The 13,523-nt window shown below is 69.2% G+C and carries 12 protein-coding genes; 6 read left to right on the forward strand and 6 right to left on the reverse strand.

Going from position 1 to position 13,523, the window contains the following annotated elements:
- Nucleotides 1-90: 90 nt before the first annotated feature.
- A complete protein-coding gene (locus OG966_RS17245; protein WP_326650562.1) occupies nt 91-858 on the forward strand; it encodes a DUF6227 family protein in 768 nt (255 codons plus the stop codon).
- A 176-nt stretch (nt 859-1,034) separates the two neighbouring features.
- Nucleotides 1,035-1,724 (forward strand): VC0807 family protein, encoded by a 690-nt coding sequence (locus OG966_RS17250; protein WP_326650563.1) that lies wholly within the window; start codon nt 1,035-1,037, stop codon nt 1,722-1,724.
- Nucleotides 1,725-1,853: 129 nt separating this feature from the next.
- Here the strand turns inward: OG966_RS17250 and OG966_RS17255 are convergent, their stop codons facing one another.
- The gene (locus tag OG966_RS17255) at nt 1,854-3,374 is read right to left on the reverse strand and encodes an MFS transporter (protein ID WP_326650564.1); all 1,521 of its coding nucleotides are present in this window, start codon (nt 3,372-3,374) and stop codon (nt 1,854-1,856) included.
- A gap of 62 nt (nt 3,375-3,436) precedes the next feature.
- Between OG966_RS17255 and OG966_RS17260 the strand changes: the two genes are divergently transcribed.
- On the forward strand, nt 3,437-4,399 hold the full coding sequence (locus tag OG966_RS17260; RefSeq protein ID WP_326650565.1) for a helix-turn-helix transcriptional regulator: 963 nt from the start codon (nt 3,437-3,439) through the stop codon (nt 4,397-4,399).
- A gap of 158 nt (nt 4,400-4,557) precedes the next feature.
- Here OG966_RS17260 and OG966_RS17265 read toward each other — a convergent pair whose 3' ends face one another.
- The gene (locus OG966_RS17265; protein ID WP_326650566.1) at nt 4,558-5,556 is read right to left on the reverse strand and encodes a sigma-70 family RNA polymerase sigma factor; all 999 of its coding nucleotides are present in this window, start codon (nt 5,554-5,556) and stop codon (nt 4,558-4,560) included.
- Nucleotides 5,557-5,703: 147 nt separating this feature from the next.
- Between OG966_RS17265 and OG966_RS17270 the strand changes: the two genes are divergently transcribed.
- Nucleotides 5,704-6,237, forward strand: a complete 534-nt coding sequence (locus OG966_RS17270) for a GNAT family N-acetyltransferase (protein WP_326650567.1) — start codon at nt 5,704-5,706, stop codon at nt 6,235-6,237.
- Nucleotides 6,238-6,254: 17 nt separating this feature from the next.
- On the opposite strand, the gene OG966_RS17275 is transcribed toward OG966_RS17270, so the two are convergent.
- Nucleotides 6,255-7,037: a dioxygenase family protein gene (locus OG966_RS17275; RefSeq protein WP_326650568.1), complete on the reverse strand. Its 783-nt coding sequence runs from the start codon at nt 7,035-7,037 to the stop codon at nt 6,255-6,257.
- An 82-nt stretch (nt 7,038-7,119) separates the two neighbouring features.
- Between OG966_RS17275 and OG966_RS17280 the strand changes: the two genes are divergently transcribed.
- The gene (locus OG966_RS17280; RefSeq protein ID WP_326650569.1) at nt 7,120-7,644 is read left to right on the forward strand and encodes a MarR family winged helix-turn-helix transcriptional regulator; all 525 of its coding nucleotides are present in this window, start codon (nt 7,120-7,122) and stop codon (nt 7,642-7,644) included.
- A 198-nt stretch (nt 7,645-7,842) separates the two neighbouring features.
- On the opposite strand, the gene OG966_RS17285 is transcribed toward OG966_RS17280, so the two are convergent.
- On the reverse strand, nt 7,843-9,360 hold the full coding sequence (locus tag OG966_RS17285; protein ID WP_326650570.1) for an MFS transporter: 1,518 nt from the start codon (nt 9,358-9,360) through the stop codon (nt 7,843-7,845).
- 111 nt (nt 9,361-9,471) lie between these two features.
- On the reverse strand, nt 9,472-10,122 hold the full coding sequence (locus tag OG966_RS17290) for a TetR/AcrR family transcriptional regulator (protein ID WP_326650571.1): 651 nt from the start codon (nt 10,120-10,122) through the stop codon (nt 9,472-9,474).
- Between the two features lie 317 nt (nt 10,123-10,439).
- Here OG966_RS17290 and OG966_RS17295 point away from each other — a divergent pair, with 317 nt between their 5' ends.
- Entirely contained in the window at nt 10,440-11,723 is a 1,284-nt protein-coding gene (locus tag OG966_RS17295; protein WP_326650572.1) for a M6 family metalloprotease domain-containing protein, read from the forward strand.
- On the opposite strand, the gene OG966_RS17300 is transcribed toward OG966_RS17295, so the two are convergent.
- On the reverse strand, nt 11,710-13,419 hold the full coding sequence (locus OG966_RS17300; protein WP_326650573.1) for a class I adenylate-forming enzyme family protein: 1,710 nt from the start codon (nt 13,417-13,419) through the stop codon (nt 11,710-11,712). The genes OG966_RS17295 and OG966_RS17300 overlap by 14 nt on opposite strands.
- Between the last annotated feature and the right edge of the window lie 104 nt (nt 13,420-13,523).

Below are 13,523 nucleotides of genomic sequence, written 5' to 3' on the forward strand. Positions count from 1 at the left end.
CGTTTTCCAGAACGCAGGACACGTTGTCAGACCCAGGGGCTACGTTTAGCAATCACCAAGTGACTTGCGGCGACGGCCTGGAGACCGAACTTGAACGATCCGTACGAGACAACCGAGACGCAGCTCGAGCGACTCCTGGGTCGGGCGCTCAACTCCTTCGATCTGCCCGACACGACGGTCGAGCGGCTCGAATCCGCGCTGGCCCATGCCAGTTCGCTGCATTCGTCGCACCACAGTGCGACCCTGCGCCGTGCCACGTACCGGCATGCCTATCTGCTGAGCGACGGCAGCTCCCTGGTCCTGTGGGAGCTGGTGCACAACACCGGCCGCGACGGCGCCGAGCAGCACGAGCTCTACACAGAGGAGTCGGAGGTCCGCCTCGCCGCGTCGCGGCTGCCCGCCGGCTTCCCGGGCTTCGCCGGGCCCGCGGACAACGGCCGCGACTCCGGCCTCGAGGGCGACGACCTCGACGCCGATCTGGAGCTGCTCACCTCGCTGATGACCGCGCCCCCGGCCCCACTCCCCCGGATGTACGTCCCGGACGACTCCGCGGACCACGCGCGCCGTGTTCTGCGCCGCGCGGAGAACGCCGACCGGCCGGGTGAGGAGACCGCGCGCCTGCTGCGGTCCGCTTTCGCCCACCACATCACGCAGGTCTTCGGCCGCCAGTGCCGGGTGGAGGGGAAGGACGCCGGCTTCACGCTGTACGAGCACGCGTTCCTGCTGCTCGACGGCACCGAGACGAGCCTGTGGGAAGTCGAGCACACGGCGACACCCGACGGCCGCCATATGTGCGAGGTGTACGCCGCGGAGCACATAGCGCGCGAGGCGATGGAACTGCGCGCGGGCGTGCGGTGAACCGGCGTGCGGTGAGCGTCGGCCCGGCGGCCGGAGGACACGAAACCTGTCCCCGGGCCAAACCTCGTTCCTGATCTTGGTCAAGATCACGCCAAACCCTGTCGCTGCTCACCTCCACTCCATAGGCTCCGGCCCGTCTTTGCGGCGAACGACCGCTCGGGGGAATGGAGTCCACCATGGCTGAATCCGGCAGACGAGGAAGCGTCCTCCTGACCTGGGGCCCGACGATGCTGTTCGGCGTCCTGCTGCCGTGGATCACATACCGAATGCTGACCGACCACGGCATCGACGAGGTCCCCGCCCTGCTGCTCATCTCCTGCTGGCCACTGGTCGAGCTGGCCATCTATTTCGCCATGCACCGGCGGGTGGACGAGTTCGGCGTGATGATCCTGATCACGCTGCTGCTGGGAGCGGTCAGCGCCCTCGCGTTCAACAGCGCGAAGCTGCTCTTCCTCAAGGACTCCGCGCTGACCGGGCTGCTCGGGCTCGCCTTCCTCGTCAGCCTCACGCTCAAGCGGCCGCTGATCTTCTACTTCGGCCGCAAGTTCGGCACGGACGGTACGCCCGAGGGCGTCGCCGACTGGAACGCGATGTGGCACAAGTACCCGGGCTTCCGCACCGCCCAGCGTCGGTTGACCATCGTCTGGGGTGTGGCGTTCCTGGTCGAGGCGGGCGTGAAGGCCGGGCTGGTCTGCGTACTGGACACGGAGACGATGGTCGGGGTCTCCAACGTGCTGCCGTTCGTCTTCCTGGCGGGCCTGATGGTGTACACGATCCGGGCAGGGAAGAAGGGACGCGCGCGCCGCGAGGCCGCGGAAACGGCGGAAGCGGCGGAAGCGGAAGCGGCGGCCCAGGCTCCGGCCTGAAGGCCCGTCGGCATCTGTCGGACCCGGGCCGCCCGCAAAGCCGGACGACGCGGCGAGGCCCGGCACCGGGACGTATCCCGGGCCGGGCCTCGTACAGCTCGACCGCGTCAATGCGACAGCACGACCGCGTCAGTGCGACAGCACGGGTTCCCGGTCCACCGGGCCCTCGGTCACCGCCTCCGTGTCCGCGTCCGTCCCCTCCACATGCTGCTTCGGCCGCGCCGGCAGCGCGAACATCACCAGGAAGATCACCGCCAGTACCGCCACCACCCACCACAGCGAGCTCTGGAACGCGTCCCCGAAGGCCTTGCCCACCGCGCTCGGCGCGATCCGGTCGTCGATCGACCCGAAGAAGACCACCGAGACCAGGCCGAGCCCCAGCGCATTGCCCATCTGCTGCGTCGTGTTGATCAGCCCGGACGCCGAGCCCGAGTGCTCACGCGGCACGTCCGACAGGACCGCGTCCGTCAGCGGCGCCACGATCAGGCCCATCCCGACACCCATCACCACGAGCGGCAGGCTCATCTGCCAGGAGTGGATCGCCGTGCCGTACCGTCCGGCCTCCCAGATGTAGAGCAGCAGCCCCGCGGCCATCGTCAGCGCACCCGCCTGCAGCACCTTCCGGCCGAAGCGCGGCACCAGCTTCTGTACGGACATCCCGGCCGCGGCGGACACGGCGATCGAGAACGGGACACCGGTCAGGCCCGCCCGCAGCGGGCTCCAGCCGAGACCGATCTGCATGTACAGCGTCCAGACCAGGAAGAAGATCCCGCAGACGATGCCGAAGGTGAGCTGCACAGCGATACCGGCGGCGAAGCTCTTCACCCTGAACAGCGAGAGCTCGACCAGCGGCGAGCCGTCCTTGCGGGTCTTCCTCTTCTCGTACGCCACGAAGGCGGCGAAGACGACCAGGCTGCCGGCCATGCACAGATGGCCCCAGAGCGGCCAGCCCAGCTCACGCCCACGCGTCAGCGGATAGATCAGCATCAGCAGTCCGAGCGTGACCAGCGCGACACCGACCAGGTCGAGCTTGAGTGCCTTCGGGGCGCGGGACTCGGTGATGAACTTCCGGCCCAGGATCAGTCCGGCGATGCCCACCGGCAGGTTGATCAGGAAGATCGGGCGCCACTCGAGGCCGAAGAGGTTCCACTGGGTCAGCAGCGCGCCGAGCAGCGGTCCGGACACCGCGCCGAGGCCGATGATCGCGCCGAACATGCCGAAGACCTTGCCGCGTTCGTGCGCCGGGAAGGTGACATGGATGATCGCGAGCACCTGCGGCACCATCATCGCGGCCGTCGCACCCTGCAGCAGGCGGGAGGCGACCAGCATCTCCTCGTTCGCCGCGAAACCGCAGAGGGCGGAGGCGAGCGTGAAGCCGGAGATGCCGATCAGGAAGAGGCGCTTGCGGCCGTAGATGTCACCGAGCCGGCCACCCGTGATCAGACCGGCGGCGAAGGCGAGCGCGTATCCGGCGGTGATCCACTGGATCGCACCGAACGAGGCTCCGAGGTCCCGCTCCATGCTGGGAATCGCGATGTTGACGATGGTGACGTCAACCAGATCCATGAAGGCCGCGGTCATGACGATGGCGAGCGCAATCCAGCGTCGACGGTCTGATGCCGTATCCGGTACGGCGGGCTGTGAACTCATACGATGAATCTAGAGCTCATATAGGTCAGCTTACGTCCTAGATAACGGGCATCCTGAAGAACATGACGGACACTCCGGCACGGCTGCTGAATCTGCTCTCCCTCCTCCAGACTCCGCGCGAATGGCCGGGCAGCGAGCTCGCCGAGCGCCTCGAGGTGAGCCCGCGCACGATCCGGCGCGACATCGACCGGCTGCGGGACCTCGGCTATCCGGTCGAGGCAACGAGAGGGGCGATCGGTGGGTACCGCCTGGTCGCGGGCGCGGCGATGCCGCCGCTGCTCCTCGACGACGAGGAGGCGGTCGCGATCGCGGTGGGCCTGCGGGCGGGGGCCGGCCATGCGATCGAGGGCATCGAGGAAGCTTCCGTACGGGCCCTCGCCAAGCTGGAACAGGTGCTTCCGTCACGGTTGCGGCACCGGGTCACCACACTCCAGGCGGCGACGATCCCGCTCACGCGGGGGGACGGCGCGACGATCGACCCGCAGACGCTGACCGTCATCGCGGGCACGGCGACCGGGCGCGAACGCCTCCGCTTCGGCTACCGCGCGGGTGACGGGACGGAGACGAAACGGCAGGTCGAGCCGTACCGGCTGATCTCGACCGGCCGTCGTTGGTATCTCGTCGCGTACGACATGGGGCGAGAGGACTGGCGTACGTTCCGGGTCGACCGGGTCTCGGAACCCTTTGCCACCGGGGCGCGCTTCGTACCTCGGGAGCTGCCGACGGGGGATGCCGCGAAGCTGCTCGGGCACTCGATGTCCCGGCAGCCGGAGTACGACATCGACGTGAGCTTCGAGGCCCCGGCGGCGTTCGTGGCGGCGCGGCTGCCCGAGCACCTGGGGCCGCCGGTGCCGACGGGCGAGGAGACGTGCAGGCTGCGGGCGCGGTCCGCGGACTCGGTGGAATGGCTGGCGCTCCGACTGGCCCTGGTGGACTGCGAGTTCACGGTCCATGGCCCGGGGCGGCTGTCGGAGTACGTCACGGACTTGGGCTCGCGCCTGACCCGCGCGGCCACGGGACGCTGAGCGCCACAGACGCGCCGGGCACGCGGTGAGGGCGTCGCGACCCGGGCATGGCGAGGCAACGCGACCCGGGCACGACGCGACCCGGGCACGGTGAGGGCGACAGAGAAGGACCCCGACACCGGGGGGGAGGGTGCCGGGGTCCGCTTTTGGGGCGCCGGTTATGCCGCCGCGTCGAAGCCCGTGTCGCGGGCCATCCGCTTCAGCTCCAGCAGCGCGTGCTTCTCGATCTGGCGGATTCGCTCGCGCGTCAGGCCGTGCTCCTTGCCTACCTCCGTCAGCGTACGCTCCCGCCCGTCCTCGATGCCGTAACGCATCCGGATGATCGACGCCGTACGGTGGTCGAGCCTGCCGATCAAGTCCTCCAGCTCCTCGCTGCGCAGCAGCGTGAGCACCGACTGCTCGGGAGACACCGCCGAGGTGTCCTCCAGCAGGTCGCCGAACTGCGTCTCGCCCGCGTCGTCCACCGCCATGTTCAGGCTGACGGGGTCGCGCGCCCAGTCCAGGACGTCGATGACCCGCTCCGGCGTCGAGCCGAGCTCCTTCGCGACCTCGGCCGCCTCCGGCTCGCGCCCGTTCTCGCGGTTGAACTCGCGCTGGACGCGGCGGATGCGTCCGAGCTCCTCCACCAGGTGGACAGGGAGCCGGATCGTGCGGGACTGGTCGGCTATGGAACGCGTGATCGCCTGGCGGATCCACCAGGTCGCATACGTCGAGAACTTGAAGCCCTTGGCGTAGTCGAACTTCTCCACCGCGCGGACCAGGCCGGCGTTGCCCTCCTGGATCAGGTCGAGCAGCGGCAGACCGCTGCGCGGATAGCGTCTGGCGACGGCCACCACGAGCCGGAGGTTGGAGCGGATGAAGATGTCCTTCGCGCGCTCGCCCTCGGCGACAAGCGCCTCGAGCTCCTCGCGCGCGGCACCGCCGGCATCGCTGTCCACCTCTTTGTCGAGGATCTGGCGGGCGTACACACCCGCCTCGATGGTCTGGGACAGCTCGACTTCCTTGGCGGCGTCGAGCAGCGGCGTACGCGCGATCTCATCGAGGTACATGCCGACCAGGTCGCGGTCGGCGATCTCCCCGCCCACGGCGCGAACGCTGCTTGCCCGGGCGGTCCCACTGGAGCCGGACTGACGACGGGCGACGGCACGGGTTGCCATGCGTGCTCCCTTACTGAGTAGGTTGCGACACCCTCCCGGGTGCCCTGCATCCGATGGAAACAACGACTGGAATCGGGACAGAATTCCCACGCCACCCATCATTTTCGTGATCATGCAGTACCCTGTCCCGTCACCCGGGGAGGACGAATGCCGCAGCAACGTACAGAAGTGCAGGTCAGCGCGGGCACCGAGGCCGATCTCGAGGCTCTCACCGAGCTCTACAACCACTACGTACGCGAGACTGCGATCACGTTCGACACAGCCGCCTTCACACCCGAGCAGCGCCGCCCATGGCTGCACTCCCACCCTGAAGACGGCCCCCACCGTCTTTTGGTTGCTCGGGATGTCCGTTCTGCCCTCATTCTCGGCTACGCGACGAGCGGACCTTTCCGCCCCAAGGCCGCGTACTCCACATCCGTCGAGGTGAGCGTCTACTGCGCCCCCGAGGCGGCGGGCCGGGGCATAGGCACGCTCCTCTACACATCGCTCTTCGAGGCGCTGGACGGCGAAGACCTGCATCGCGCATACGCCGGGATCGCCCTGCCGAACGAGGCCTCCGCCCGTCTGCACACCCGCCTCGGCTTCCGGCACGTCGGGACGTACGAGCAGGTGGGCAGGAAGTTCGGGAAGTACTGGGACGTGGCCTGGTACGAGAAGAAGCTGGGCCGCCTCGACCAGTAGGCCATCAGCCCTTCGGGCTAACCGAACTGCACGGACCGCTTCGCCAGGCCCATCCAGAAGCCGTCGATCACACTCCGGCCGCTCCCGAGCTCGTCCTGAGACGCCCCCAGCGTGACGAAGAGCGGCGCGAAGTGCTCGGTCCGGGGATGGGCCAGCCGCCCGGCCGGTGCCTTGTTCTCGAAGTCCAGCAGAGCGTCCACATCGGCCGCCGCGAGCGCCCGCCGCCCCCAGTCGTCGAACTCGGCCGACCAGCCGGGAGTCCCCTGGTGCCGCAGCGCGGCCAGATTGTGCGTGAAGAAGCCGCTGCCGACGATCAGCACACCCTCGTCCCGCAGCGGTGCGAGCCTGCGCCCGATCTCCAGCAGCTTCTGCGGGTCGAGCGTGGGCATGGAGATCTGGAGCACGGGGATGTCGGCACCCGGGAACATCTCCACCAGCGGGACATACGCTCCGTGGTCGAGGCCGCGGTCCGGGATGTCCTGTACGGGCGTACCGGCTCCGCGCAGCAATCTCCGTACGGAATCAGCGAGTTGCGGAGCACCGGGAGCGGCATACGTCACCCGGTAGTAGTGCTCGGGGAAACCCCAGAAGTCGTACACCAGCGGCACGGTCCGAGTGGCACCGAGCGCGAGCGGGGCCTCCTCCCAGTGCGCGGAAACCATCAGGATCGCCTTGGGTCGCGGCAGGCCGGCGGACCAGGCGGCGAGCTCGCCGGGCCAGACGGGGTCGTCGGCGAGCGGCGGGGCGCCATGGGAGAGATAGAGGGCGGGCATGCGCTCCGCTGTGGGGGTGGCATTCATGACGACTCCCGTTCCACTTGAACTTTCAAGCTAAAACCAAGCGTAACTCCATATAGTTCAACTTTCAAGAATAGGTCGTAGAGTGGGATACATGACTACGGCATCCACTGGCGGGGGCGGCGCCGAACCGCGCTGGCTCACCGAGGACGAGCAGCGCGTCTGGCGCTCGTATCTGCACGCCACCACCCTCTTCGAGGACCACCTCGATCGCCAATTGCAGCGCGACGCCGGTATGCCGCACATCTACTACGGCCTGCTCGTCCAGCTCTCCCAGGCCCCGCGCCGCCGCAGGCGGATGACCGAACTGGCCATCGACGCCAAGATCACCCGCTCCCGGCTCTCGCACGCGATCGCGCGCCTGGAGAAGAACGGCTGGGTACGCCGTGAGGACTGCTCCTCCGACAAGCGCGGTCAGAACGCCGTACTGACGGACGAGGGCCTCCAGGTCCTGGAACGGACCGCACCCGGCCATGTCGAGGCCGTACGCCAGGCGATGTTCGACCGGCTCACACCCGAACAGGTCGGGCAGCTGGGCGAGATCATGAGGATCATGGCCGAGGGGCTCCAGCCGCAGGACTCGTGCGCGGACCTGCCGTGGCTCCGCTGACGCCGCGCTCACGCGATAGGCGCCCTGCGCACGCGGAGCGCCGCACACACGAATGACGCCGCGCACACGAACGCCGCCGTACGCACGAACGCCGCCGTACGCACGAACGCCGCCGTACGCACGCGTAGGGCCCTGCCCCGGTTCACCACCCGGGCAGGGCCCTTTCCGCTTGACCTCTCAGCGTCCGCCGAGCTCGCGTCAGTGCGCGACGACAGGAATCTTGATCTCGTCCTCGACACCGTCACCCGAGGCCGCGGTGACCGAACCGGCCCCCGGGCGCCCGGTGTTGATCATCGTGAATGCGATCGCGGAGGCGGCCGCGAGGATGCCGACCGCCCACCAGATGGCGTTCGAGTAGCCGTGCACCATGGCCTGCGCCTGCAGCAGCTGCTGGTTGGTGGCCCCCGCCGCGTGCGAGGCGATGTACGCGGTCGTGGCCGATGCGGCGATGGTGTTGAGCAGCGCCGTACCGATGGCACCGCCGACCTGCTGCGAGGTGTTGACCATGGCGGACGCCACACCGGCGTCCTCCGGACGCACCCCGTGCGTGGCCAGCGACATGGCCGGCATGAAGGCCGTACCCATACCCAGACCCAGCAGCAGCTGCGCGGGCAGGATCAGACCGGCGTACGAGGAACCGACCTCCAGCTGCGTCAGCATCAGCATGCCGGCTCCGGCGACCAGGAAGCCCGGGCCCATCAGCAGGCGCGGCGCGACGCGGGTCATCAGCCGGGCGCCGATCTGGGTGGAGCCGGTGATCATGCCCGCGATCATCGGAAGGAAGGCGAAGCCGGTCTTGACCGGCGAGTAGCCCCGCACGATCTGCAGGTAGTAGGTGAGGAAGAGGAACAGCCCGAACATCGCGATGATCGCGAGACCCAGCGAGAGGTAGACACCGCCGCGGTTGCGCTCGGTCAGGACGCGCAGCGGCAGCAGCGGCGACTTGACCTTCGCCTCGGTGAAGACGAACGCGGCGAGCAGCAGGGCGGAGGCGACGAACAGACCCACCGTGGTGGTGTCGGACCAGCCGTCGGATTCGGCCCGCGTGAAGCCGTACACCAGCGAGACCAGACCCAGGGTGGACAGGACCACGCCGGGAATGTCGAGCGTCGAGCGGTTACGGCTGCCGGCCGGCTCACGGATCACGAAGTACGCGCCGGCGGCGGCGACGATCGCGAACGGGATGTTGACGAAGAACGTCCAGCGCCAGTTGAGGTACTCGGTCAGCACGCCGCCGAGGATCAGACCCACGGCGCCACCGCCACCGGCGATCGCACCGTAGATACCGAAGGCCTTGGCGCGCTCCTTGGCGTCGGTGAACATCACCGCGAGCAGCGAGAGCGCGGCGGGCGCGAGCAGCGCGCCGAAGGCACCCTGCAGTGCGCGGGAGCCGAGCAGCATCACCTCGCCGGTCGCCGCACCACCGAGCGCGGAGGCCCCGGCGAAGCCGAGCAGACCGACGACGAAGGCGCGCTTACGGCCCCACAGGTCGGCGATCCGGCCGCCGAACAGCAGGAGTCCGCCGAAGGCGAGCGCGTAGGCGGTGATGACCCACTGCTTGTTGCCCTCCGAAATTCCCAGGTCGTGCTGGGCGTGCGGGAGCGCGATGTTCACGATCGTCGCGTCCAGCACCACCATCAGCTGGGCCAGGGCTATGAAGACCAGGGCTTTCCAGCGACTTGGGTCCGGAAGTGAGATGTCGGCTGTTTTTGACATGGGAGTAGCCACCTAAGGGTGCGGAGAGGTCATGACGGGACGTGGTCAGGAGGTCGTAGGAGGGACTGGCGGAGCCGCCCGAAGTAATCGGCAGTGATCGGATTTACTGCTTCACGGGGTGTTGCGCAGGTCCTCCAAGGTGGCGGCCGTGCCCGGCAGTTCGGAGCGCGCGGGCGCTTCAAGACCGTCCAGGAACAGTTGCAGATGGCGGTGCGCGAACTGGTCCATGTTCAGGCACGCGGTGCCCGGGAGCGGCCGGGTGAGCTGGGAGAGCGCGACGAGCAGGTCTCCGACGGCGACGTCGGCGCGGAGACGGCCCGCCTTGTGCGCGCGCTCGAAAAGGCCCTCGACTGCCTCTTCGAGGCGTACCTGCTCATGGGTCAGATCGGGGAAGTGCTGTTCGAATGTGCCGGTCAGCAGCGGGCAGAGCGCCCCGATCCGTTCGTCCGCGGCCGCGTGGGTGAAGCGGCGAAGCGCCGCGAAGGTGTCCTCTTCCTCGGCGGCCGCCTCCTGCGCCCGTTCCGTAGTGCGGGCGAGAACGAAGAGGACGACCTCATGGATGAGGGCGTCGCGGTCGGCGAAGTGCCGGTAGAGAGTCGCGTTTCCGACACCGGCCCGGCGAGCGATCTCGTCGAGCGGGACCTCGGGTCCGAACTCGACGAACATCTCGCGCGCGGCCGTGACGATCCGCTCCCGGTTTCGCAGGGCGTCTGCCCGCGGCCGGGGGGAGCGGCGCGCTTCGGTGTCGGCGGCGGGGCTCACGGCGCCACTTCCTCTCTGTCCGGCTTCTCTGTCCGGCTTCTCTGTCCGGACTCACTGCCCGGACTCACTGCCCGGCTCATATCGCTCTCGTACCGCTCCGTAAGCGGGGATCGCTTCCCCGTTTCGTGCGGACACGAGTGCAAACGGGGAAACGCTCCCCGGTTATTTCCTGCACTCTATGTGACCTGCATCACACATTGTCCGCGGGGAATACCCACGATCGGACCACCCCGCGCGCGGCTCGCCACCACCCGTCACAGGCTGATCGCACAGCGCAGCGAGGGCCGGCCTGCTGCCGCGGACCCCGAGGCGACGGCATGCAGCAGACCCGCCACCGGATACGCAGATCCGGCAGGCACCGGCGCATCAGCGCGCTCGCCACACTCGCCGCACTCGCGCTCGCCGCCCTCACGACGGCGAGCGCCACGCTCCCCTCCTCCATGCGGGCGTCCGCGGGGCCGGTCGCCGCCGAGGAGCGAGGGCTCGGCCCGTGCCGGATCGCGTCCACCATGGGCGTGCAGATGTCGGAGGGTCTGCCGACCCCGCCCGGATATTCGCGTTCCACCGGCGAGGTCCGCGCGCTCAACCTGATGATCGACTTCCCGGACGCGCCGGGCCCAGGGCGGGCACTCGACCGGCTCGCGGAGTTCTTCCCACGGACCTCGGAGTGGTTCAAGACCAGTTCGTACGGACGGCTCAGCTATCTCCCGGACGCGCCGGTCACCGACTGGCTGCGGATGCCGATGCCGTTCGCGGCGTACGGGATAGAGCGCGGCTCACCCTATGAGCCCGGCTACCGCAAGCTCGCCCAGGACATCGTGGCCGCCGCCGACCCGAAGGTGGACTTCAGCACGTACGACCTGGTCAACATACTGGTCACACCCAATGCGGGCCCCTCGGCGCTGGACACCGTGCTCTCCGTGACCTTCTCGGGCAACGACGAGGCCCCGCTCGCGGACGGCGTGCCGCTGGCCAACACGTCCTTCGTCTACAGCCGCCAGGACGACGGCTCAGGATCGTACGACGAGACGGGCTATCGCGTACTGCCCCATGAGAACGGCCATGTCTTCGGCCTGCCCGACCTCTACACCACCGAGGGCGGCGGCGCGGTCGGCCACTGGGACATCATGTCCGAGGACTGGGGGGCCAACAACGATCTGCTGGGCTGGCACAAGTGGAAGCTCGGCTGGCTGGACGCCGACCAGATCAGCTGTGCGTCCGCGCCCGGAACCACCGAGTACTCGCTGACCCCGCTGGCCACCTCGGGCGGCGCCAAGATGGCGATCGTTCCGGTGACCGAGGACTCCGGGTACGCGGTGGAAGTACGCACCAAGGCGGGCAACGACGAGGCCGTCTGCGAGCCGGGCGTACTGATCTACCACGTGAAGTCCGACGTCGACACCGGACAGGGACCGGTGGCGGTCTCGGACAGCAATCGCAACAGTGGCGGCTGCACCCGGCGGCCCAATGTGCACGCGGAACTCTCCGACGCGCCGTACAAGCCGGGCCAGACCTTCACCGACGCCCGCAACGGGATACGTATCGCGGTGATCCGCGAGAACCCCGGCGGCAGCTACCGGGTACGCATCACGCGTTCTTGACCGCCCGGTCCTGCGACAACTGCTCCTGGACGGGCCCGCGGAGCTCCCGCTTGAGGATCTTCCCGGTGGGATTACGGGGCATCGGCTCGTCCCGCAGCAGGACATGAGCCGGCACCTTGAAGGCCGCGAGGGACCGGCCGACATGCGCCCGCAGCTCGTCCAGGGTGACCGTGGCCCCGGCGCGCAGCTGCACCACGGCCGCGACCTCCTCCCCCAGCACCGGGTGCGGTACGCCCAGCACGGCGGCGTCGGCGACTTGCGGGTGGTCGTGCAGGACCCCCTCCACCTCGACGCAGTACACGTTCTCGCCGCCGCGGATGACCATGTCCTTGAGCCGGTCGACGACGCTGACCCGCCCCTCACCCACGGTCGCGAGATCGCCGGTCCTGAACCAGCCGTCCTGGAACGCGGCGGCGGTGGCGGCAGGATCGTTCCAGTAGCCGCGTACCAGAGACTGCCCGCGCAGCCACAGCTCACCGACCTCGCCCTCGGGCAGCGGCTCACCGACGGGTCCGGCGATCCGCACCTCGGTCGCGGGCGACGGCCGCCCCACGCTGCCCGGGTTCTCCCGGTAGCCGGCACCGAAGTTGGCGAGCACGCCACCGCTGGTCTCGGTGAGCCCGTAGCCGTTGCGCGGCTCGATCCGCTGTCCGTAACGCGCCGTCAGCCGCGCCACGAGATCGGGCGGTGCGGCGGCCCCGCCGGTGCTGAGATGAGACAGCGTCTCCAGCTCCGACCCGGCCCGCTCGGCCGCGTCGAGCAACTGGAGGGCAGTGGCAGGCACGCCCGAGTAGTACGTGACGCGGTGCCGCTCGATGAGCTCGAGGGCCTGCTCGGCGTCCCACTTCCGCATCAGTACGAGCGTCCCGCCGACCGCCATCATCGAGTACAGCGTGGTGAACGCGGCCACATGGAAGAACGGGAACGTCTGCAGGACGACGGGCGCGGGCCCCTGTCCAGGCATCACTCCGCGCGCGAGCGCGGAAGCGGCCGCGTGGAACCGCGGATTGATTGCGGCCCCCACGTGCGCGAGCTGCGTGGCGACGGCGCCCTTGGGCCGCCCCGTGGTCCCTGAGGTGTAGATGATGGTGGCGTCATCCTCGGCCCGGACCTCGACCGCGGGCGGCGCGGCGAGCGGATCCGGGCGCTCGAAGTCCTCGTACCGCTCGACCCCCTCCGTCGGCTCGCCTTCATGGTGGAAGACGACGGCCCGCACGCCGACCCGGTTGCGCCAGGCCTCGACCCGCGGCAGCCGCTCCCCGTCGACGAGGAGCACGCGCGGCGAGCAGTCGTCGAGGGCGTACGCGAACTCGTCCTCGGTCCACCAGGCGTTGAGCGGCACGGTGACCAGCCCGGCCAGCTGCGCGGCCCAGAAGGCGATCTGCCACTCGGGGTGATTGCGCATCGCGACGACCGCCCGGTCGCCGGGGCGCAGCCCGTACTCCTCGACGAACCGCCGCGCGAGCGCGGATGCGGCGGCGAAGAACTCCCGGTAGGTGTAGGTCCCGGTGGCGGCGACGAGGAACGGCCGGTCGCCGAACGCCCAGGTGGCCTCGACGAACTCCCGCAGCGTGCGCGGCCCTTCCGCGTACAGCAGTCCGCCGTCCTCGCCGCGTACGACGGCGAACGGGGCCCCGGGGGCGACGAGCGCGGCTTCGGGGGCGGAGGGATCGGAGTGCGGGTGGGGGTGCGGCACGGTCGACCCTCTCCAAGCGCTTGCTCAGTACGCTGGCGTACGTTATTCCCGCACCCGGAGCCCGTCAAGGTCGGTGTATCCCCCACCGAGGCCTGATCACTGCT

Source organism: Streptomyces sp. NBC_01750, from assembly GCF_035918095.1.
In the GTDB taxonomy this organism is placed as follows: Bacteria; Actinomycetota; Actinomycetes; order Streptomycetales; family Streptomycetaceae; genus Streptomyces.

What these genes read in the sequence shown, in the direction of transcription:
- OG966_RS17250 (WP_326650563.1), top strand. Translation starts at nt 1,035, where the DNA reads ATGGCTGAATCCGGCAGACGAGGAAGCGTCCTCCTGACCTGGGGCCCG.
- OG966_RS17255 (WP_326650564.1), bottom strand. Translation starts at nt 3,374, where the DNA reads ATGAGTTCACAGCCCGCCGTACCGGATACGGCATCAGACCGTCGACGC.
- OG966_RS17260 (WP_326650565.1), top strand. Translation starts at nt 3,437, where the DNA reads ATGACGGACACTCCGGCACGGCTGCTGAATCTGCTCTCCCTCCTCCAG.
- OG966_RS17265 (WP_326650566.1), bottom strand. Translation starts at nt 5,556, where the DNA reads ATGGCAACCCGTGCCGTCGCCCGTCGTCAGTCCGGCTCCAGTGGGACC.
- OG966_RS17270 (WP_326650567.1), top strand. Translation starts at nt 5,704, where the DNA reads ATGCCGCAGCAACGTACAGAAGTGCAGGTCAGCGCGGGCACCGAGGCC.
- OG966_RS17275 (WP_326650568.1), bottom strand. Translation starts at nt 7,037, where the DNA reads ATGAATGCCACCCCCACAGCGGAGCGCATGCCCGCCCTCTATCTCTCC.
- OG966_RS17285 (WP_326650570.1), bottom strand. Translation starts at nt 9,360, where the DNA reads ATGTCAAAAACAGCCGACATCTCACTTCCGGACCCAAGTCGCTGGAAA.
- OG966_RS17295 (WP_326650572.1), top strand. Translation starts at nt 10,440, where the DNA reads ATGCAGCAGACCCGCCACCGGATACGCAGATCCGGCAGGCACCGGCGC.